22 protein-coding genes, 1 tRNA gene and 1 pseudogene are annotated in these 20,360 nt (G+C 65.4%); 10 read left to right on the top strand and 14 right to left on the bottom strand.

Annotated features, from left to right (window positions below; genetic code table 11):
- Window positions 1–36 precede the first annotated feature (36 nt).
- The gene (locus tag ACVMB1_RS37255; protein ID WP_057016023.1) at window positions 37–1,479 is read left to right on the top strand and encodes an MATE family efflux transporter; all 1,443 of its coding nucleotides are present in this window, start codon (window positions 37–39) and stop codon (window positions 1,477–1,479) included.
- Window positions 1,480–1,660: 181 nt separating this feature from the next.
- On the opposite strand, the gene ACVMB1_RS37260 is transcribed toward ACVMB1_RS37255, so the two are convergent.
- From ACVMB1_RS37260 to ACVMB1_RS37275, 4 genes and pseudogenes are all read right to left on the bottom strand, one after another.
- Window positions 1,661–2,077, bottom strand: coding sequence for an SRPBCC family protein (locus tag ACVMB1_RS37260; RefSeq protein WP_076832454.1), 417 nt, complete (start codon window positions 2,075–2,077; stop codon window positions 1,661–1,663).
- A 129-nt stretch (window positions 2,078–2,206) separates the two neighbouring features.
- Window positions 2,207–2,566, bottom strand: coding sequence for a VOC family protein (locus ACVMB1_RS37265; protein WP_016843721.1), 360 nt, complete (start codon window positions 2,564–2,566; stop codon window positions 2,207–2,209).
- A gap of 55 nt (window positions 2,567–2,621) precedes the next feature.
- Window positions 2,622–3,461 carry a helix-turn-helix domain-containing protein gene (locus tag ACVMB1_RS37270; protein WP_076832452.1) on the bottom strand — a complete coding sequence of 280 codons (840 nt, stop codon included), beginning with the start codon at window positions 3,459–3,461 and terminating at the stop codon, window positions 2,622–2,624.
- Window positions 3,462–3,470: 9 nt separating this feature from the next.
- Window positions 3,471–3,716: pseudogene (locus ACVMB1_RS37275) on the bottom strand (MGMT family protein); the annotation flags it as partial.
- Between the two features lie 61 nt (window positions 3,717–3,777).
- On the opposite strand from ACVMB1_RS37275, the gene ACVMB1_RS37280 reads away from it, so the two are divergent.
- The 4 genes from ACVMB1_RS37280 to ACVMB1_RS37295 all read left to right on the top strand — a co-directional run bounded on the left by ACVMB1_RS37280 (window position 3,778) and on the right by ACVMB1_RS37295 (window position 6,126).
- Window positions 3,778–5,406, top strand: coding sequence for a glycosyltransferase family protein (locus tag ACVMB1_RS37280; protein WP_246786731.1), 1,629 nt, complete (start codon window positions 3,778–3,780; stop codon window positions 5,404–5,406).
- A 109-nt stretch (window positions 5,407–5,515) separates the two neighbouring features.
- Window positions 5,516–5,589, top strand: a tRNA-Gly gene (locus ACVMB1_RS37285).
- Between the two features lie 70 nt (window positions 5,590–5,659).
- Window positions 5,660–5,911: a DUF3551 domain-containing protein gene (locus ACVMB1_RS37290; protein WP_456849707.1), complete on the top strand. Its 252-nt coding sequence runs from the start codon at window positions 5,660–5,662 to the stop codon at window positions 5,909–5,911.
- Between the two features lie 41 nt (window positions 5,912–5,952).
- On the top strand, window positions 5,953–6,126 hold the full coding sequence (locus ACVMB1_RS37295) for a hypothetical protein (RefSeq protein ID WP_194295406.1): 174 nt from the start codon (window positions 5,953–5,955) through the stop codon (window positions 6,124–6,126).
- A gap of 354 nt (window positions 6,127–6,480) precedes the next feature.
- On the opposite strand, the gene ACVMB1_RS37300 is transcribed toward ACVMB1_RS37295, so the two are convergent.
- Complete coding sequence (locus ACVMB1_RS37300; protein ID WP_057016030.1) at window positions 6,481–7,500, bottom strand: LLM class flavin-dependent oxidoreductase; 1,020 nt, start codon at window positions 7,498–7,500, stop codon at window positions 6,481–6,483.
- A 246-nt stretch (window positions 7,501–7,746) separates the two neighbouring features.
- Between ACVMB1_RS37300 and ACVMB1_RS37305 the strand changes: the two genes are divergently transcribed.
- Window positions 7,747–8,913: an NADH:flavin oxidoreductase/NADH oxidase gene (locus ACVMB1_RS37305; RefSeq protein ID WP_076832443.1), complete on the top strand. Its 1,167-nt coding sequence runs from the start codon at window positions 7,747–7,749 to the stop codon at window positions 8,911–8,913.
- 36 nt (window positions 8,914–8,949) lie between these two features.
- On the top strand, window positions 8,950–9,879 hold the full coding sequence (locus ACVMB1_RS37310; protein ID WP_076832441.1) for a dihydrodipicolinate synthase family protein: 930 nt from the start codon (window positions 8,950–8,952) through the stop codon (window positions 9,877–9,879).
- A gap of 6 nt (window positions 9,880–9,885) precedes the next feature.
- On the opposite strand, the gene ACVMB1_RS37315 is transcribed toward ACVMB1_RS37310, so the two are convergent.
- From ACVMB1_RS37315 to ACVMB1_RS37345, 7 genes are all read right to left on the bottom strand, one after another.
- Window positions 9,886–11,055, bottom strand: a complete 1,170-nt coding sequence (locus ACVMB1_RS37315) for a cytochrome P450 (protein WP_076832438.1) — start codon at window positions 11,053–11,055, stop codon at window positions 9,886–9,888.
- 109 nt (window positions 11,056–11,164) lie between these two features.
- Entirely contained in the window at window positions 11,165–11,962 is a 798-nt protein-coding gene (locus ACVMB1_RS37320; protein WP_076832436.1) for a helix-turn-helix transcriptional regulator, read from the bottom strand.
- 164 nt (window positions 11,963–12,126) lie between these two features.
- Entirely contained in the window at window positions 12,127–12,489 is a 363-nt protein-coding gene (locus ACVMB1_RS37325) for a nuclear transport factor 2 family protein (protein WP_076832433.1), read from the bottom strand.
- Between the two features lie 94 nt (window positions 12,490–12,583).
- Complete coding sequence (locus ACVMB1_RS37330) at window positions 12,584–12,904, bottom strand: cupredoxin domain-containing protein (RefSeq protein ID WP_194295405.1); 321 nt, start codon at window positions 12,902–12,904, stop codon at window positions 12,584–12,586.
- Window positions 12,905–12,915: 11 nt separating this feature from the next.
- Window positions 12,916–13,437 (bottom strand): DUF4142 domain-containing protein, encoded by a 522-nt coding sequence (locus ACVMB1_RS37335; RefSeq protein ID WP_057016034.1) that lies wholly within the window; start codon window positions 13,435–13,437, stop codon window positions 12,916–12,918.
- Between the two features lie 95 nt (window positions 13,438–13,532).
- Entirely contained in the window at window positions 13,533–14,222 is a 690-nt protein-coding gene (locus ACVMB1_RS37340; RefSeq protein WP_076832431.1) for an RNA polymerase sigma factor, read from the bottom strand.
- A gap of 94 nt (window positions 14,223–14,316) precedes the next feature.
- Window positions 14,317–15,264: a LysR family transcriptional regulator gene (locus ACVMB1_RS37345; protein WP_244558949.1), complete on the bottom strand. Its 948-nt coding sequence runs from the start codon at window positions 15,262–15,264 to the stop codon at window positions 14,317–14,319.
- 68 nt (window positions 15,265–15,332) lie between these two features.
- Here ACVMB1_RS37345 and ACVMB1_RS37350 point away from each other — a divergent pair, with 68 nt between their 5' ends.
- Together ACVMB1_RS37350 and ACVMB1_RS37355 are read left to right on the top strand one after the other, a co-directional pair.
- Window positions 15,333–16,397 carry an aromatic ring-hydroxylating dioxygenase subunit alpha gene (locus tag ACVMB1_RS37350; RefSeq protein ID WP_076832425.1) on the top strand — a complete coding sequence of 355 codons (1,065 nt, stop codon included), beginning with the start codon at window positions 15,333–15,335 and terminating at the stop codon, window positions 16,395–16,397.
- Window positions 16,398–16,676: 279 nt separating this feature from the next.
- Entirely contained in the window at window positions 16,677–17,834 is a 1,158-nt protein-coding gene (locus ACVMB1_RS37355; protein ID WP_083715161.1) for an alpha/beta fold hydrolase, read from the top strand.
- A 76-nt stretch (window positions 17,835–17,910) separates the two neighbouring features.
- Here the strand turns inward: ACVMB1_RS37355 and ACVMB1_RS37360 are convergent, their stop codons facing one another.
- Together ACVMB1_RS37360 and ACVMB1_RS37365 are read right to left on the bottom strand one after the other, a co-directional pair.
- Window positions 17,911–18,261 carry a RidA family protein gene (locus tag ACVMB1_RS37360; RefSeq protein ID WP_076832423.1) on the bottom strand — a complete coding sequence of 117 codons (351 nt, stop codon included), beginning with the start codon at window positions 18,259–18,261 and terminating at the stop codon, window positions 17,911–17,913.
- A gap of 120 nt (window positions 18,262–18,381) precedes the next feature.
- On the bottom strand, window positions 18,382–19,833 hold the full coding sequence (locus ACVMB1_RS37365) for a CDGSH iron-sulfur domain-containing protein (protein WP_076832420.1): 1,452 nt from the start codon (window positions 19,831–19,833) through the stop codon (window positions 18,382–18,384).
- A 105-nt stretch (window positions 19,834–19,938) separates the two neighbouring features.
- Between ACVMB1_RS37365 and ACVMB1_RS37370 the strand changes: the two genes are divergently transcribed.
- Complete coding sequence (locus ACVMB1_RS37370; RefSeq protein WP_057016039.1) at window positions 19,939–20,286, top strand: winged helix-turn-helix transcriptional regulator; 348 nt, start codon at window positions 19,939–19,941, stop codon at window positions 20,284–20,286.
- Window positions 20,287–20,360 lie beyond the last annotated feature (74 nt).

Consider the following 20,360-nt stretch of genomic DNA (forward strand, 5'->3'; position numbering starts at 1 on the left):
ATGGCGCGGCTCCCCAGATCGCGCGTGGGAGTAGAAATGTCCGATCTCGGCCTCGCCGAAATTCCTGTCGACGAACAAGAGCGGCCGCTGCCGCCGCCGGTGACCAAGCCGGCGCGCAATGCGCTGCTCGACGGGCCGATCCTGCGCACGCTGCTATGGCTGGCGTGGCCGAACGTGATCGCGCTCTCCGCCGGCACCTGCGTCGTGATCGCGGAGACTTCGTATATCGGCCGGCTCGGCGTCGAGTCGCTCGCGGCGATGGCGCTGGTGTTTCCCTGCGTGATCCTGACCATGACGATGTCCGGCGGCGCGATGGGCGGCGGCGTCGCATCCGCGATCGCGCGTGCGCTCGGTGCCGGCGAGATCGAGCGCGCCTCGACGCTGGCGATGCATGCGCTGCTGATCGGCCTGACCTTTGGTTTGACGTTCATGCTGGGCATGCTGATCTTCGGCCCGCGCCTGCTCGAACTGCTCGGCGGCCGGGGCAATGTGCTGGCGCAGGCGATCGCCTATTCGCAGGTGTTCTTCGGCGGCGCGATCCTGCCCTGGCTGATGAACACCATGGCCGGCATCCTGCGCGGCACCGGCAACATGAAGCTGCCGTCGACCATGATCCTGTCCTCGGCGGTGTGGCAGATCATTCTCGGCGGCACGCTCGGGCTCGGTCTCGGTCCGGTGCCGCAATTCGGCATGCGCGGCGTCGCCGCGGGGTCGCTGATCGCCTATTCGATCAGCATCAGCGTGATGGGCTGGTATCTGTTCTCGGGCCGTGCCCGCGTGAAGCCGAAACTCAAGGGGCTGCGCGTGCAATGGGCGATGTTCATCGACATCCTCAAGGTCGGCGCGGTGTCCTGCTTCTCGCCGTTGCAGTCGGTTCTGACGATCTCGATCTTCACCCACATGCTGGCGCAGTTCGGCACCGCGGTGCTCGCCGGCTACGGCATCGGCGCGCGGCTCGAATTCATGCTGACCTCCGTCGCCTTCGCGGTCGGCATCGCCTCGGTGCCGATGATCGGCATGGCGGTCGGCGCCGAGCGCGTCGCGCGCGCCCGGCGCATCGCCTGGACCGCGGGCACGGTGTCGTTCCTTGCGGTCGGCGTGGTCGGCAGCTTCATCGCCGTCTTCCCCGACCTCTGGGTCAATCTGTTCACCAATGATCCGCACGTGCGGGCGACCAGCCATCAATATCTCTCGACCGCCGCGCCGATGTACGCGTTCATCGGCCTTGCGATGTCGATGTATTTCTCCTCGCAGGGTGCCGCGAAGGTGCTGGGTCCGGTGCTGGCGCAGACAGCGCGGCTGATCTTCATCGGCACCGGCGGCTGGTGGCTGTCGACGCATGAGGCGAGCGCGCAGAACTTCTTCGCACTCGCCGCCGCCTCGATGGGCGTGCTCGGCGTGCTGTCCTGCCTCAGCGTGATCCTGACGCGCTGGGGCAAGTCGGCACCGGTCGCAGAAGTGCAGCCGGCGCTGTCGTAGATATTAAATCCGTCATCCTGAGGAGCCGCGAAGCGGCGTCTCGAAGGATCGACGGCCCAGGTGTTTCGGCGTGCGCTCGTAGAAACAGCGGGACTGTCGCCCTTCGAGACGGTCGCTTCGCGACCTCCTCAGGGTGACGGTCATAGTTCGAAATGCGCGGCCAGTCGCATGACCTAGCGGATCACGCCGCGCTCTTCTCCCTGGCCGATTTGGCCATCGCGGCTTGCATCGCCGCCGCGCCGAGATCCATCTGCGCGTCCATGTATGGCGCGACCTCGTGCGGCAGCACGTCGGCGATCCACACCACGCGGCAGCGCGTGTCGCCCTCGGCGAACACCTGCACCGAGGCGGAATGCTGCTTCAACCGCTCGCTGCTGATCGCATAGACCAGCCGCTTTCGCTGGTCGTCGCAATCGACCAGCGTCTCGCGCGCCACGGTGCCGTTGGAGAAGCTGACGGTGCGGACGTCGCCGTCCAGTTGCGTGTCAGTCACGAAGCCCGGCACTAGCCGCGTATGCAGTGCGCCGAAATCGCGCAACGCGTCCCAGACATGATCTGCCGGCGCGTCGATCGGGATATCCTTGTGAATGGAAGCCATTGTTCAATCCTCGTTGGTTTCAGATGTGTCGTCATTGCGAGGAGCGAAGCGACGAAGCAATCCACACCGCAGCAGGCGGAAAGATGGATTGCTTCGCTCCGCTCGCAATGACGGCGGAGCTGTGGTGTGCTAGGTCGACACCGCCTCGACATTGTTGCCGTCGGGGTCGAGCAGGAACGCCGCGTAATAGGTCGGGCTGTAATCCTTGCGATGGCCCGCCGCGCCGTTGTCCTTGCCGCCGGCCTTCAGGCCTTCGGTATGGAATGTCTTGATCGCGTCATGGCTCGGGGCACGGAACGCAACGTGCGCGCCGCCTTGGGCCTTGCCCTTGTGCAAATGCAGCCAGAGCGCGGGCTCGCCCTTCGGGCCGAAACCGGCGCCGCTGTCGTCGCGCGAGCAGAGCACGAAGCCGAGTGGCGCCAGCACTGCGGTGTAGAAGCGCACGCTGGCGTCGAGGTCGGCAACGCGCAATCCGATATGGTCGTACATGAGGAATCTCCAGTCGCTAAGCGCATCGAAAGACGCGCGGACGGGAGCAGCCTAGCTATTGCAGCGCGAGACGTTCTTGGAAAATCTTGCGGTCGCCGCGCGAGGCCTGGCGGAACTTGAGCGGCGAGGCACCGGCGGCGCGGTGGAAGCTGCGCACGAAATTGGACAGATCGCCGAAACCGACGTCATAGGCGATGTCGGTGACCGGGCTGTCGTCATCCGCGAGCCGCCGCGCCGCATGGCGCAGCCGCGAGCGCACGAGATATTGATGCGGGGTGACGCCGAGCACGGCGGAAAACAGCCGCAGGAAATGGAAGGTGCTCAAGCCGGCCTGTTCGGCGGCCTCGTCGAGGTCGATCTGATGGTGTGAATTGGCGTCGATCCACAGCGCGGCCTCGACGGCGCGGCGGCGATCGCGCAAGCCTGCGGTGAGCGGCTTTGTCTTGCGGTCGGACACCAGCTCGACAAGGCGGCTGGTGAGGAGGTGGCCGATCTCGTCGAGACCGACGTCGCTGTTGCCAGCTGCCGCCGTTTGCGCGAGCTCGCCGATCACCATCAGTTCCGGCAGCGGCGGCACCGACCCGACCTGCCAGACCGCCGCGCGGTCGCCGATGGTCTCGACCAGCACCGGGTCGAGGAAGAACGACAGGCATTCGTCGCCGACCACGTGGTCGTGCGTGCAGGTGTATTCGTCGCCGGGATGGCCGACCAGGATCGAGCCTGCCACCAGCTCATGGAAACGGCCGCGGCAATGGCAGCCGAAGCTGCCGCTGCGCACATAGGACACCGAGTGGGAGGCGAACTGCTCGGCGAACGGCTTGTCGCCGGGTTCCGCCGTGCAGCGGAACTCGTTCACCGTGATGCGATCGCGCTGCAGGAGCGTGGTTCGGACCATACCCCGGATTTAAGCTTGCGGCCGGAGTCGTGCAACGGGCAGCAGCACATCAAAAAGGGTCTTGCTGGTGGTCGGCTGGGCGCCCTCGATCGAGAGCAGCCGCCGTTTCGAGATGCTGCCGCCGTTCGGCGAGATCCGGTCGGCATAATTGCCCGCCTCGAGCACGCGGTGGCAGGGCACCATGACCATGAAGGGATTGCGGCCGAGCGCCTGTGCCACCGAATAGACCGCGCCGGACGCGCGCAAGGCGCTCGCAGCGCGCGATCCTAACATTGTCGCCGGCGCGCGCATCCGGAATCTTGACGTTTAGCTAACCATGTCGCGGCCCCTTCTGTGTGACCCCGCCAATTTATCAGTCACGCATCTTAAAGGCTTTGCCCGCTATCTGGTCGTCAGCATGCTGCTCCACGGTACGATCGGCGGAACGATGACCAGCACCGGCGCGGATGGGGCGCGCGGCAGCACAGCCGTGGCCGGGACATCGACCGGGCGTCTTCATCCGCTGTTCGCATTGCTGTTGCTGGCATTGGTCCTGCGCCTTGCGGCCGCGCTCTGGCCCAACGTGATGTATCCGGACGAGATCTTTCAGTATCTCGAGCCGGCGTGGCGGATGCTCGGCCATGACGGCATTTTGACGTGGGAGTGGCGCGAACGCATTCGCGGCTGGTTCCTGCCGACATTGCTGGCCGGGCCGGTCGCGGTGGGCGGCTTGATTGCGCCGGGGGGCGAGGGCGCTTTCCTGGTGCCGCGCCTGGTCGCCGCATCTGCGTCACTGTCGATCGTGGTCAGCGCCTGGTTCTTTGGTGCACGGATTTCGCGAACCCATGCCATCGTCGCGGCGTTCGCGGCGGCAGTCTGGTTCGAGTTGATCCTGCTCTCGCCGCACACATTGGGCGAGCCGTTGGCGACGGCGCTGGTCGTGCCGGCGGCGCTGCTGGTGACCGGCCGTCCGTCGCAGCGGCATCTGGCGATCGGCGGCGCGTTGCTCGCTTTTGCCTTTGTCTGCCGCTTTCAGTACGCGCCGGCCATCGCCGTGCTTGCGCTCGGCGCCTGCTGGATGCGTTGGCGAAACCTGATTCCCCTGATCGCGGGCGGTCTCGCCGCGCTGGTGCTCACCGCCGCGATCGACCTTGCGCATGGCGCCGTGCCGTTCGCCTGGCTGATCGGCAACATCAAGGAAAACCTGCTGCACGATCGCGCGACCGAGTTCGGCGTGACGCCCCCTTCGGCCTATCTCGCCAACTTCCTGATCGTGTGGTCGGCGGCGATCGTGTTGCCGCTCGCCGCGATCTGGCGCGGCGCGCGGCATGCGCCGCTGTTGCTGGCCGTGGCGCTGGTCAACCTCGTCTTCCACAGCCTGATCGCGCACAAGGAATACCGCTTCGTCTTCCTGTCGGTGGCGCTGTTCATCATCGTCGCGGCGCTCGGATCGGCCGATTGGGTGCAATGGCTGCGCGCAAAACCCGGGTGGCGCCGCTGGGCATTGCCGATCGTCACCGGCGGCTGGGCCTTGCTCTCGGTGACGCTCGCCGGCGCCAGCGAAGGGATGCGCGACTACTGGACGCGCGGTGTCGGCGCAGCGCGGCTCGCCGCCGAACTGCGCAGCGATCCGCAGCTGTGCGGCCTCGCACTTTACAATGTCCGTTTCCAGCTGTTGCCGGGGCGGGAACGATTGGTCGGCCCAGTACCGCTCTATGCGCTGGAGCCCGCCGATCCGCTCGCCGAGCTGATCCTGCCGCCGCTGTTGCAGGCGACCAAGCCGGCCTTCAATCGCATCCTCGCGCGGCCCGCGGCCGCCGGTGATCTGCCGGCGGATTATTCAAGGCAAAGCTGTGCCCGCGTCGGCATCGCCGATGCCTGCATCTATGCACGAAGCGGCACCTGCGACGCATCCGCCGCCGCGGCTTTTGTCATCAATGACGTGCTCGTGAGGATGGGCCACTAGCGGGGGCGGTGCGGCGATCGGCTCCAATGCGCGCTTGATCCGCTGCCTCCGCCCGGGCTATGGTCCGGCCGGGTCGCACCCGTGAGGTGCGACCTCAAGCATTGAGATCGCGGGCGTAGTTCAATGGTAGAACGGCAGCTTCCCAAGCTGCATACGAGGGTTCGATTCCCTTCGCCCGCTCCAGCCTTCAGGCAAATGTCGCGGGACAGTTTGTCGGCATGGCAATGTATTTGGCGACAGCAGGAGACGTGACGTGAGGTTGCTTGGAGCGCTGCTGCTTGCGCTGGGCGCGCTTTGGATGACGAGGCCGGCATCCGCGCAAATGTATGATCCGCGCTATCCCGTCTGCATGCATGTTTACGGTGAGTTGGTCGGCGAGCGCATGGACTGCATCTTCACGTCGATAGATCAGTGCCAGGCCAGCGCTGTGGGCATGCCGGCGACCTGTCTGGTGAACCCTTATTATGCGCCAAGGTCGGCGCGTCCTCATCGGCTTGAACGATGACTTTTCCGGCGGTATCGCGAGCGTTCATTTGAGATCAGTGCATGGCATGGTGGTACTACGCGTTCTTCGCGATCGTTCTGCTCGGATGTTGTGCATTGGTGGTTCGCGCCCGTCGCGGCAGCAATACGCGAGAAGACGAGGAGCTGAACCGGCGGATCGATGAGCGCGTCGATCGGCTCGACCTCACCCGGCGCAATCGCGACAGGGATTCCTGACCCAGTGGATCCGCAGACGGCCTTTCGTTATTATCCCGGGATATTACGGCGATCTGTTCACGCAACGTGCGCGCCTAACGCACCGTACTCGACCTGTTCTTCTCACAACGCGCAGTTATGTTTCCGTAGTTCTCCGCGTTTGAGAACGAAGTTCCGCCGGAACGATGTCGCGGGTTCCGGCATTGGTCGAGTAGAGCCGACCGACCTCCGGCGAGAACGGTCGGTTCAAGCCCGCGCCTGGCCGTTCCCTCTCAACAGCCCCCTAGAAGACGGCCGGCGCGGGTCCTTATCCCGGTCCTGCTCGATGTGACGAGGCTGCGCGCCGGGCGAGTATCGCTGACGTTCGCGATGGATTCAGCGCCAGCCCAAAGCGGGCGCGATCTGGGTCAAGATCGTCTCGATCACATGCGCGTTGTAATCGACGCCGAGCTGATTGGGGACGGTCAGAAGCAAGGTATCGGCCTCTGCGATCGCCTCATCCGTCTTGAGCTGCTCGATCAGCCTGTCCGGCTCGGCGGCGTAGCCGCGGCCGAAGATTGCGCGCGTCCTCTCGTCGATGAAGCCGATCTGGTCTTCCTCCTGGCCGTTGCCGAAATAGGCGCGGTCGCGATCGTCGACCAGCGCGAAGATGCTGCGGCTCACCGAGACCCGCGGCTCGCGCGTGTGCCCGGCTTCCTTCCAGGCGGCACGATAGGCCCGGATCTGGGCGGCCTGCTGGACGTGGAAAGCCTCTCCGGTCTCGTCGTTCTTCAGCGTCGAGCTTTGCAGGTTCATCCCGAGCTTCGCCGCCCACACCGCGGTGGCGTTCGAGCCGGCGCCCCACCAGATGCGCTCGCGCAGGCCTTCCGAGAGTGGTTCGAGCCGCAGCAGGCCGGGAGGATTGGGAAACATCGGCCGTGGATTGGGCTGCGCAAATCCCTGGCCGCGCAGCATGTCGAGGAAGATCTCGGCATGACGCCGGCCCATGTCGGCATCGGTTTCGCCCTCGCCCGGCTGATAGCCGAAATAGCGCCAGCCATCGATCACCTGCTCGGGTGAGCCGCGGCTGATGCCGAGTTGCAGGCGTCCCCTCGCGATCAGGTCGGCCGCGCCGGCGTCCTCGATCATGTAGAGCGGATTTTCGTAGCGCATGTCGATCACGGCGGTGCCGATTTCGATCCGGCTGGTCCTGGCGCCGACGGCCGCCAGCAGCGGGAACGGCGAGGCCAGTTGGCGGGCGAAGTGATGGACGCGAAAATACGCACCGTCCGCGCCGAGCTCTTCGGCCGCGACCGCAAGGTCGATGGATTGCAGCAGCACATCCGCGGCCGAGCGGGCCTGCGACTGCGGCGAGGGCGTCCAGTGCCCGAACGAAAGGAATCCGATTTTCTTCATGCCGACAATGTAGGGATGTCCGCGACGAATTGCGATCCGTGACGTGACCCGGGGATGACCGAAAGTGTCTACCCGCCGGGAAATTTTCTGCGGCAGATGTTGCCGGTTTTGCAGATCGCGCCGCTCCGCAAGTGCTGCATGCGTGCAGGTCTTGCCGCCTGCGCCGCGGCATGACTTGCGATCCCGGGGCGCGCCGCCTAGCTTTCCGCCACGATTTCTCCCGCCAACACCGTCCCGCAGGTCCCGATGTCGCAGCCGCTTCTGTTTCAGCCGATCACGCTTCGCGGCGTGACCTCCCGAAACCGCATCCTGATCTCGCCGATGTGCCAGTATTCGGCAACCGACGGCTTGGCCAATGACTGGCACCTTGTCCATCTTGGTAAATTTGCCCAGGGCGGCGCCGGGCTCGTGACGGTCGAGGCTGCGGCGGTGACCGCGGAGGGCCGCATCACCCATGGCGACGTCGGCATCTGGAACGACGAGCAGATCGCGCCGCTCGAACGGATCGCCGCCTTCCTCAAGGACAATGGCGCAGTGCCCTCGATCCAGCTCGCGCATGCCGGCCGCAAGGCCAGCATGCAGCGTCCCTGGTACGGCAATGCCGCCCTCGATGAGGCCGACCGCGGCCGCGGCGATCTGCCGTGGCGGACGGTGGCGCCGAGCGCGATCCCGATGGAAGACGGCTGGCTGATGCCGCACGCGCTCGACGCGGCCGAACTCGCCGCGCTGCGTGAGCAATGGCGGCGCGCCACCTTGCGCGCGGTGGAGGCCGGCTTCGAATTCGTCGAGGTGCATTGCGCGCATGGCTATCTGCTGCATGAATTCCTCTCGCCATTGTCGAACCGCCGCACCGATGCCTATGGCGGCGATCGCGCCGGGCGGATGCGCTATCCGCTCGAGATCATCGAGACCGTGCGCGCGGCCTGGCCGGCGGAGCGGCCGCTGTCGGTGCGGATTTCCTCGGTCGACGGTATCGACGGCGGCCTGACGCTCGAGGACCAGGTCGCGTTCGCCCGCGAAGCCAGGGCGCGCGGTGTCGATTTGATCGATTGCTCGTCGGGCGGCCTGCTCGGCTCGGCGACCGCGGCGCGGATTCCGCGCGGCTACGGCTTTCAGGTGCCCTATGCCGATGAGATCCGCCGCGCCGCCGACATTGCGACCATCGCGGTCGGCCTCATCCTGCATCCGCAGCAGGCAGAAGATGTCCTGGCCAACGGCCAGGCCGACCTGGTCGCGATCGGCCGCGAGGCGCTGTTCGATCCGAACTGGCCGCTGCACGCCGAGCTCGCGCTCGGCGGTGCAGGCGGCGAGGTGTTTGCGTCCTGGCCGAAGCAGTATGGTTGGTGGCTGGAGCGCCGCGAGCCGGGCCTGCGCCGGCTCGATGGCCCGCCGCTGCCGTTCCGCCAGAGCTGACAAGAAAATCCGACAACAACCTGGGAGGTCGTTATCATGACATCAGTCGCAAAGCGCCCCTATCGCGGCGTCTTCCCCGTGGCGCCGACCATCTTCGACGCCAACGGCAATCTCGACCTCGATGGCCAGCGGCGCTGCGTCGACTTCATGATCGACGCCGGCTCCCACGGCATCTGCATCCTCGCCAATTTCTCCGAGCAGTTCGTGCTGACCGACGCCGAGCGCGAGACCGTGATGCATACGGTGCTCGAGCATGTCGCCGGCCGCATTCCCGTCATCGTCACCACCACGCATTTCTCCTCGGCGGTCTGCGCCGCGCGCAGCCGCGAGGCGGAAGCCGCCGGGGCTGCGATGGTGATGATCATGCCGCCCTATCACGGCGCGACCTTCCGCGTCGGCGAGCCAGCCATCTATGAGTTTTATCGGATCGTGTCGGATGCCATCAACATCCCGATCATGATCCAGGACGCGCCGGTCGCGGGCACGCCGCTCTCGGTCGATTTCCTGGCGCGGATGGCGAAGGAGCTCGCCAATATCAGGTACTTCAAGATCGAGGTGCCGATGGCGGCGAACAAGCTGCGCGGCCTGATCGAGAAGGGCGGCGCCGAGATCGAGGGGCCGTGGGACGGCGAGGAGGCGATCACGCTGATGGCCGATCTCGATGCCGGCGCCGCCGGCGCGATGACCGGCGGCGGCTATCCCGACGGCATCCGCCAGATCATGGATCCGTTCTTCGCCGGCCGGCGCGACGAGGCGGTGCAGGCCTATGCGCGCTGGCTGCCGCTGATCAATTACGAGAACCGGCAATGCGGGCTGCAGGCCTGCAAGGTGCTGATGCGCGAGGGCGGCGTCATCAAGTCCGATGCAGTGCGCCACCCGCTGCAACCGCTGCATCCGGCGACGCGCGCGGGGCTGATCGAGATCGCGCGGACACTCGATCCGGTCGTGCTGCGCTGGGGACGGTAACGGGGGCTATGCGTCCCACGTCACCGGCAAATCCAGCAGGCCGCGGAACGCCCAGCCGCCGATCCGCGCCGGCTGGTGCTCGATCAGGCGCAGATTCTTCAGCCGCTTGAAGATCGCGGGCAGCGCGACGTCGGCGACCATGGCGCGCGAGGCCCAGGCGCCGGCGCAGAAATGTGGACCGGCACCGAACGCGATGCTCTTGCTGGCGTCGCGGCGCACGTCGAACGCGTCGGGCTTGTCGAAGTGTTTCTCGTCGCGGTTCGCCGAGCCGAACATCAGGAACACGCGCTCATTGGTCTCGAAGGCGACGTCCCTGATCGTCCAGGGCTTTGCGATCCGCCGCGGCGACATCCCGATCGGCGAGATCCAGCGCGCATATTCCTCGAACACCTGCAGCCACGGGATCGTGCCGCTGGTCGCCAGCGCAAGCTGGTCGGGATGGGTCAGCAGCGCCCATACCGTGCCGGCGATCGCATCGCGCGGCTCGTTCTGGCCGCCCGAGATCGCAAGCTTGATATTGGCGCGCACGCTCTCCATCGGCATGTCGGTCTGCAGCATCACGCCGAGCAGGCTGAGGTCGGGCGTCTTGCGCAGCCTGGGGACCATGTCGTCGATCGCGGCATCGATCCCGGAGGTCGCCGCATGGCAGCGCGCCTCGATCGCGGGATCGCCGACATAATTGGCGATGCCGTCGATCATACCCTGCGACCACGCGTTCATGTCCTGGAAGCGCATGTTGGTGAGGCCGGTGATCGACTTCAGGCATTCGGCCGAGAACGGCAGCGCGAACGCCTGCACGAAATCGACCACGCCATCCGGCTTCAGTTCGTCGAGGATGCGCGTCGCGTGGGCTTCGAACTGCGCCGTCCAGTGCGATCTGACCGTTTTGGGCGAGATCGCCGGAAAGATCGCCTTGCGCTCGTTCATGTGCGCATCGCCGTCCTTGCGCATCATGTTGTGGCCCATCAGCTTGTTCATCAGCCCCTCGGGCTGGTGCGACGAGAACACGTCGATCTGCTTCTCGGAGATGAAGATGTCGTCGCGGCTGCACAGCAGCGTGCTGCCGAGTTGCGGCACGAAGGCGATCGGCGCCTCCTTGCGCATACGCGCCAGCGCCGGGTAGGGATCCTGCCAGAAGGCGGGGACGTCGATATTGAAATGGGGCGCGGTGCTCACGACGTGATCTCGGTTTGGCCTCGGGTTTTCGGACCGAGCATAGGCCGGGCGGCGCGGCCCGTCTGTCCCCACCGCTGGGGACAGCGGGAGACCATCGCCTGGAGCACGCTCAGTTCAACTGGCGCGCCGAGGCCATCAGGCGCAGCGCGATCGCGAACAGCTCGTTCTGCGAGGAGATGCCGAGCTTGTCATAGGCGCGCTTGCGATAGGTGAGGGCGGAGTGCAGCCCGATGCCGAGCTCGGCGGCGATCGCTTCCGAGCTGAGGCCGGAGAGGATGCGCAGGCAGACCTCCTGCTCACGCCCGGTCAGCCTGGCGAGCGGTTCGGCGGTCGCAAACAGGGTCTTCAACCGCTCGATCGGATCAACATCCGCTGCCGGGTCGCGCTGGAAATGCCGCGCCACGGCCGCCGTCAACGCCGGCGCGACCGCGGCCAGGCGCGCGATCTGCTCGCGGCTGAAGCGGCCTTGCGCGGTGATCTGGTAGAAGTTGACATAGAAGCAGGTGTCGCCGGTCCAGATCGCGGACGCGAACTTGTCGACGATGTCGGAGTCGTCGAAGAAGATCTTGCGGTAGCCGTCGCTGTACATGCGGCGGGCGAAGGTCGGCAGCACGATCGGTGCGGGCTGCGCCCGTCCCTCGAACACCGCATCGCGGTTCGGGTCGGCCTGATGGAAATGCTCGGAATAGGCGATCCCGAGGTCGCGCCCGGTCGGGATGTTGCCGACATCGAGCAGGCACGCGGCGGTCCGCGGACCGGTGAACGAGAACACCATGCAATGGCCGACCCCGGCGACGCGGCGCAGCGCGCCGATCAGGGCCTGCGGAAAGATGTCGCGGCCGATCGCCAGCAGCGCCGGCGTGATGTCGCTGACGACAGAAGTCTCGAAGGCGTAATCTGCCTTCATGGCGTCCTCCCTGTGTTTCGGGAAGACTAGAGCCTTTTCCGTTCCGATGGAATCGGAACGGGGCTCTCTATTCTTTGTTTTGACGCGTTTTTCTTGACGCGAACCGGGATCCACTTCGCTCGAAAACGCTCTGGCAGCGACGTCGCCGGCGTGGAAGCGGCGCCTCAGGCGCCCGGCACCTGGTCGAGGAAGCCGGTGATGCTCCTGATCCGGCCGTCCTTCAACATGGCGAAGTCGGTGCCCTTGATCGGGCTGTCGACGCCGTCAGGGCCAAGGCCCCAGGAGAACCGGACATGGTCGCCGAAGCCGTTCGGCTCCCCGATCAGCTTGAAGCGGAAGTCCGGAAACTTCTGCTGCACGCCGGCGATCAGCGCGTCGACGCCCTCATGGCCGTCGCCGTTCATCAGCGGATCGATATAGCGCGCATCGGCGGTCCAGTTCTCGCTCAGCATCTCGCGACGCCGGCTCGGCGTCCGCTCGTTCCAGAGATCGATATAGCGGCGGGCGATGGTGGCATGGTCGGTCATGGTGCTCTCCTTCGATAGTGCCGGACTGTGCGGCGGTCCGGACTATCGAAGGTTCGCGTGCGCCGATCGATTACCTCTGAGGTCATCGCGCGGGCTATGGTGCGATGGTCAGCACCGCCTTCATGTTGGGATGGTAGCGGCAGTAATAGTCGACCGTGCCGGCCTTGGTCAGGACCGACTTGACCGTCTTCTTCGGCGCGATCGTCACGTCGAAGTCGCCGTTCTTTGCGGTGGCGGTGTGCGCCAGCACGTCCTTGTTGACCCATTCGATGGTGTCGCCGACCCTGGCCGACACCTCGGCCGGGGAGATCACCAGATTCTCCATCACGATCTGGATGGTGGCCGCATGCGCCGGGACGGCCATCGCGCCGAGCGCGAGCAAAGCCAGCGTTGCGAGACAGCGTCCTGGCAACATCGCGCGCCTCCTTACTTCAGGCCGGCCGCGACGTGTTCGGCATGCTGCTGGTGGCCCTGGAAGATCTTCAGGCCGGTCTGCAGCAGGCCCTTCAGCTCGGGATTGCTGGCCGAGGGGATCAGCTGCGTCTCCAGCGCGGTGTTGACGGCCTTGTGGTAGGCGACCTCGTTGTCGATATAGGCCTTGTCATAGGCGGCGCCCTTCAGCTTGCCGAGTTCGGCGAGCTTGTCGGCCGCCTGTTTCGACAGCGCCTTGCTGGTGTCGTTGTCCTCCGGCGTCACCTTCAATTTCTTGACGAGGTCGAGCGCCTGCTTGTTCACCGCCTCGTGGTCGCGCGCCATGTCCTTGGCGAACGCCTTGACCTCCTTGTTGGAGGCCTTCTCTTCCGCCTGCTTGGCGGCATTGATGTCGATCACGCCGGCCGTATAGGCGATGTGCGCGATCTGCGGATCGGTCGGCTTTGCGCCCTGCGCCAGCGCAGCGCAGTTGAGGAGGCTGAGCGCGGCGACCGCGATACCCAATCGAACGAACATGGTTTGACACTCCTGTTGAGCCGGGCGTAGCGCGCGGCGCGTCGTTGCTTGCACAGGAGTTGGATGGTGCGGACGAGCAGAGGTTCCCGAAAAATTCAGGCCGTGGCGCGCAGCCGTTTCAGAACCGCCTCGGTCAATCGCTCGCAGCGCTTGCCCGCGAAGGGAAAGGCCTCCATGACGACGGGGCCGATCTTCCGCTCGACATTGTCGCGCAGCATGGTGCGGGCGCGGTGCAGGCGGGTCTTCACGGTTTCCGGCTTGAGGCCGAGGATCTCAGCGGTCTCCTCGACATTCATGCCCTCGATCACGCGGGTGATGAAGACGAGGCGGAACGCCTCGGGCAGCTCGTCGATCGCGTGCTCGACGACGCGCTGGATCTCACGCTGGGCCATGGATTTTTCCGGATCGTCCGTTGACGACAGGGGGAACTGGATGATCTGGGCTTCAGGAGCACCTTTCGGCAGATCGGACCATTCGACGCTGCTGTGCCTGCGGCGCAGGCGGCCGAGCGCCTCGTTCATCGCGATCCGCGACAGCCAGGTCGAGAGGCTGGAGTCGCCGCGGAACTGGTCGAGATGGGTAAAGGCGCGCACATAGGCGTCCTGAACCACGTCCTCGGCCTCGTGGTCGTTGCGCAGGATGCCGCGCGCCAGCCGGAACAGCCGGCGATTATTCGCCTGCATGATGGCGCGGATTGCGGCCTCGTCGCGGGCGAGCGCGCGTTGCACCAGCTCGGCATCGCCCGAGCTGGTCGGCGGCAGGGACGTTACATGGGCCTGGCGCATGGCGGGTCGCCCTCACTGTTGGCGGAATAATATCATTGGATGCCGACCGGCCGTGCAGGTTCCCGGGAAAATGGTAATCGGCCAAAAAAGACCGCTACGGCCTGATATAGGCCTCCGGATCCCCGCGCGCATGCGCCTCCATCGCATCGAGGAAGCAGCGCACCTTCGCCGGGACAAATTGCCGCGCCGGCAACAGCGCATGTACGTTGAGCGGCTCGCAAACATGATCGGGCAGCAGCCGCCGCAACTGGCCGGCCGCGACGGCGGCGCGGGTGTAGCTGGCGGTGACCCGCAGCACGCCATGGCCCGCGAGCGCCGCCTGCAGCCGGACATGGGCATTCGAGCTGGTCAGGCGTGCGCGATCGACCGCGAGATGCTCGACCGCGCCGCCGGGAGCGGTGATCGCCCATGGCGGATCGCTGGGGCCGGTCAGCAGCGGCAGCTTTCGTAGATCATCCAGCGTGCGCGGCTCGCCGAATTTCTCCAGCAGCGCGGGTGCCGCGAACAGGCCGCGCTCGAGCGTGAAGACGCGGCGGATCACGATGCCGGCCGACGGCAGCGGTGCCTCCAGCATCGCAAATACGATGTCGTAGTTCTCGGCGATCGGACTAACGATGTCATGCTCGACATCGATCCTGATCGCGAGTTCCGGATAGCGGCCCATCACCGCGCAGGCGACCGGTCCCGCATGATGCGCGCCGAATTCATAAGGCGCCTTGATGCGCAGCGTGCCCGCAACCGCGCTCGACATCGCCAACGCCTCGCTGTGGGTGTCGTGCAGCGCGGTGAACAGCGGGCGCACCTTGCGATAGATGGTCTCGCCGGAATCGGTCAGCCGCAGGTGCCGGGTGGTGCGCTCGATCAGCCGCAGCCCGAGATTGGCTTCGAGACGCTGCACCGCAGCACTGAGACTCGATTTGGGATGGCCGAGCACGCGCGCGGCCGCGGTGAAGCCGCCATGCTCAACAACCTCGCAAAACAGCTCCCAGTCGCGCCACTCCATGGCCGATTGTCCATCCACCGGTACAGTGTGTCCAGCCAAATCGGATTATCCCGGTGACCGCAATCACCTAGCCTCGTCGCAACCAAATCTTGCATCGGGAGGGTGAGATGGCTGACGACGGAATTTTCCTGCGCAACACCTGGTACGTGGCGGCGTGGAATCACGAACTGATCGACGGCAAGATGGTCGCGCGCACCATCCTGGAACGGCCGATCGTGCTCTATCGCGGGTCGAGCGGCAAAGTCGTCGCGCTGGACGACCGCTGCTGTCATCGCGCCGCGCCGCTTTCGATGGGACGCATCGAGGGCGACGACATCAGGTGCATGTACCACGGCATGAAGTTCGCTGCCGACGGCAAATGCATCCAGATTCCCGGCCAGGACACGATCCCCGCCAAGCTCGGCGTGCGCAGCTATCCCGTGGTCGAGCGCTACAATCTGATCTTCATCTGGACCGGCGATCCCGAGAAGGCCGATCCGAAACTGATCCTCGACTATCCGCCGCTCGAGGATCCCAGATGGCGCGGCCTGCCGGGTTACATGCACTACAAGGCCAATTGGCTCCTGATTGTCGACAACCTCAGCGACTTCGCGCATCTCGCCTTCGTGCACACCAACACGCTCGGCGGCTCCGAGGAATACGCCTACAAGACCAAGCCGGTCGCGATCGAGAAGCTGGACGACGGTTTCCGTGTCGAGCGCTGGCACATGGGCGCCGAGCCGCCGCCCTACCACAAGAAGGTGATCCCGAACAAAACCGACAAGATCGACCGCCGCAATATCGGCCGCATGATCGTGCCCGGCATCTTCACGCTCGACACGACGTTTGCGCCGGCGGGGCAGGGCGTCGAGAAGGGCGTCCAGGTTCCGGGCACGCGGTCGTACCGCAACGCGCAGTTCATGACGCCGGAGACGCGCTCGACCACGCACTTCTTCTGGAACTATCTGCACGATTTCGACATCGACAATCCGAACATCGCGCTGTCGCTGCGGCACAGCCTCGAGGAAGGGTTCAACGAGGACAAGGATATCATCGAGGCGCAGCAGCGCGTGTTCGACGCCGATCCGGACTATCAGCTGCTCGCGATCGGCGCTGATGCGCCGCTGACCTATTTCCGCTGGCTGTTCGCGCGCAAGCTCGAGGCGGAGAAGGGCACGGCGCGCGCCGCCTAGAGCATGATCCGGAAAAGTGTGGAGCGGTTTTCCGAAAAGATCATGCTCAAACAAGGAGCTAAAGCGCGATGATGATTCAACCCAATCTCATCGCGCTTTGGTCCGCTGAAACGACGGACTTTTGCTGCTTGGCAGCAAGCGGCGCCGGGGTCGCGAGATCGTGACATCCCGGCGTGGCTGCCGCGCCAGCCGGTTTGGCGTAAACTGATCCGACCTGAATTTGTCGGCGTGAAGGTGACCCGCGTTGGCCAGACCATCCCGGTAGCGATCAATCGGTGAATGAGCTTGCCCGAAAAGACGGATCGATCGGATCGAAGTGCGAGCACCAGCTGGGCGCAGGACGCCTGGCTATGGCCGTTTGAAGCCGCGCGATTGGCGCTGGACATATACTCGCAGTGGTACCCTAACCGTCCGCCCGAGCCCACGGATTCGCCGGGCGAAGCGGCGGCGCTGCCCTGGACGACAGCCCATTCGGTCGCGCTTCAGCTGCCGTCGATGTGCCTGCTGGATTTCTCGAGAGCGGCCGAAGGCCGGCCGCTGCTGGTCTGCGCGCCCTATGCGCTGCATCGCGCGCAGATTGCGGATCTTGCCCCCGGCCACAGCCTGATGGAGGCGTTGCAGAAGGCCGGCGTTGCGCGTCTCTATCTCACGGATTGGCGCTCGGCGGCACCGGAGATGCGATATTTCTCGATCGACACCTTTCTGTCCGATCTCAACGTGGCCGTCGACACGATCGGGCCGCCGGTCGACCTTGCAGGTCTCTGTCAGGGCGGCTGGCTGTCGTTGCTCTATGCGGCGCGCTTTCCCGGCAAGGTACGGCGGCTTGTGCTTGCCGGCAGCCCGGTCGACGTCTCGGTACCGTCGGAGCTTTCCCGGATGGTCGCCTCGCTTCCATCGCAAGGCTTCGAGGCGCTGGTCCGTCAGGGGGATGGGATCATCAGCGGCAAGCACATGCTGCAGGCCTGGAGCATCCCGTTCACCATGCGTGACGCGGAAGCGGCGCTGCAGAGGCGGCTCGACCGCAATTCGGAGGATGCGCGGGCGTTGCTCGATCGCTTCACGCGCTGGAATGACGAGACGCTCGATCTGCCGGGCACCTACTACCTCGAAGTGACCGACTGGATCTTTCGCCAGAACCGGATCGCGGCTGGAGACTTCGTTGCGCTTGGCTGCAAGGTCGATCTCGCTGCCGTGAAGCAGCCCGTCTTCCTGCTCGCCGCAGAGAACGACATCGTTGTTCCGCCCGACCAGGCATTTGCGACAGCGCGGCTCTTGGCCACGCCGCCCGCGTGGCTGCAATGCCATACCGAGCCGTGTGGTCACCTCGGACTGTTCATGGGCTGCAAGGCTCTCGCCGGTTCATGGCGCCGGATTGCCCGCTGGCTTCAGTCCGATCTCGGTGAGGCTGCGGGCGAGCGAGCGCGGATCAGCGCGTGAGTGCTAGATGAAAATGCCCCGAATTGCGCTTTGCAATCCGGGGCATCCGGTATCCTTTGGATGACGTGCGTCGCGTCTATTTCGCCGCGACAACCATGATCTCGACATTGTACTGCGGCGCCGCCAGCTTGGCCTCGACGGTGGCGCGGGCCGGGGTGTTGCCCTGCGAGACCCAGCCGTCCCACACCGCGTTCATTTCCGGGAACGTCTTCATGTCGGTGATGTAGATCGTCGCGCTGAGCAGCTTCGACTTGTCGGTGCCGGCCTTGGCGAGGTGGCCGTCGATGATCGCCAGGATGTCCTTGGTCTGGTCGGTGACGCTGCCGCCCGCGGCCTTGCCGGCGACGACGCCGGCGAGATAGACGGTGTTGCCGTGCACGACGGCCTGGCTCATGCGCGGGCCGGTTTCGAAACGCTGAATGCTCATTTGGGTCTCCACTGAATGGCGGGCACTGTCTAACCTGCCGGAGCGAGCGCCGCCACTGCACAATTTGCAGCGCCGTTCACAGAAATCGCTCGAAATTGCTCCGAGATCGGCTCGGCGCAATCAGGTCGGCGGATTCTGCCCATTCGCCCAGCGCGCGAACAGTGCCACTCGCTCGGCCGGCCAGGCGCCATCGCAGGGCATGGTCCCGGCCTTGAGCCGTGCCAGGATTTGTTGGCAGTGCCTGGCGACATCCGCCTCGTTCCAGAGATCGAAGGCGAACAGCATCGAACTGCGGTCCATCGGCCGGAACAACGGCCGGATGTGCTGCTCGAACTGCACGGCCTCGTCGGGACCGGGGAGTGCCACGCTGATCTCGTTCGCGGCCTGCGCATCGCTCGCCGTTGCGGACGGCCGCGCAGCGGGCGTTGCGTTGCAGACCCACCACCATCGCGGCACCGGCATGTTCGGCGGCGGTGTCGCGCCGGCGCCGGAATTCTCCACCGCGATGCGCGAGCCCCATTCGATATAGGCGACGAAGGCGGCGCGGAATTCCGGATCGCTCGGCAGGCCGGCATCGTCGGCACTCTGCACCATGTAGGTCGCCCACAATGCGCGCTGCTCCGGCCGGATCTCCTTGCCGATGTGCTGCGACACCATCCGCCGATAGCCGCCATAGCGCTCGGTGTAGAAGAGCGGACCGCCGAACACCTCGCTGAGCCACGCCGCCACCCGCTCCGGATGGTCCGGCGACATCTCGGCGAACAGCGGCCCGAGCAGCGGATCTTCCGGCACGTAACGACTGTAGAAGATGCGCGTCATGTCGAGCAGCGCCGGATAGCCGCCGGCCCATTCGAACAGCGTCGGCTCGCGCATCGGATCGGGAACGGGATCGCGAAATGCGACGCTCCAGTGCATGCCGCTGCAAAACGGCTTGTTCAGCGACGCGCCGCAGCGGCACAGGCTGGCATGCTCTTGCGACGCGCCCGCGTTCTGTGTGATCGGCGCGCCATCCTCATCGACCAGTTCGACATCGCCGGTGACGCGATAAGGGCCGTCCTTCGACACTTCGATCTGCGGCGGCCGGCTGACGTCGGACAGGCTGGCGTCACGCTTGGGGCCGATACCGATGCCAAGCGCGCCCGAGGGGCATCTGCGCACCGCGTTGAGGAGGTCGTCGAGGCGCGCCCCGCTGGGTGCGATGAAAGGCTGCTCGCCGAGACGAAACACGGAGGTGAGACGGTCGGTGCAGAAGCCGGAATGCGCACAGGTGCCGCGATTGTCGAACACGAACGCCTGCTGCCCGGCATAGACCTCGAGCCTGTCCGGCGCGCGCCGCGGATCCCTCGCGTCGGTGAAGCCGCGCGCGACGTGGCTGTCGTCGCAGAACGGCCTGGTCTGCGATTGTCCGCAGCGGCACAGCCGCATTGGCGCCTCGGCTGCGATGGGCACGCCGAGATGATCGACGATCGGAATGCCGGGCTCCGGTTCGTAGGGCCCGTTGCGTCTGACGACGATGCGTTTGCGCGGCTGTTGCTTGTCGCTTGGACCTTGGGCGGAATTGTCGTCCGTCATGCCTTGCAATGATCCCTGAACTCGCCCAACCCGTGCAATGCGTGCTTAGATGGATCGATGGCGGCTCTCAACGAACCAGATGGAAAGTGCCGCGGGAGAGTTGCAATGATCCGCAAGACCAAGCGCAAATATGGTTGCCCGGTCGAGTTCTCGATCGATCAGCTCAGCGGCAAATGGAAGACCGTGATCCTGAGCCGGCTCAAGGTCCGGCCGATGCGCTACGGCGAATTGCGCCACGACATCCCGCAGCTCAGCGACAAGGTGTTGACCGAGCGCCTGCGCGATCTCTGCAATTCAGGCTTCGTCAGGCAGGAGCGCGGCGGCGGCTCCTCGCGCTATTGCCTGACCAAGCGCGGCGAGATGCTGAAGCCGATGCTGCAGGCACTCTACGATTGGGGCGAAGCCAACGCCGATACGTTCGGCGTCCGCTTCCTCAGCGCGGAGGCGGACTAGAGCAGGAATGCGCAATTTCGGAATATTAGAATAATACCCCTGAGTTGCCCGACGTGTCAAGTTGTCTGGTCGAA

This window comes from Bradyrhizobium sp. USDA 4504 (genome assembly GCF_054063995.1).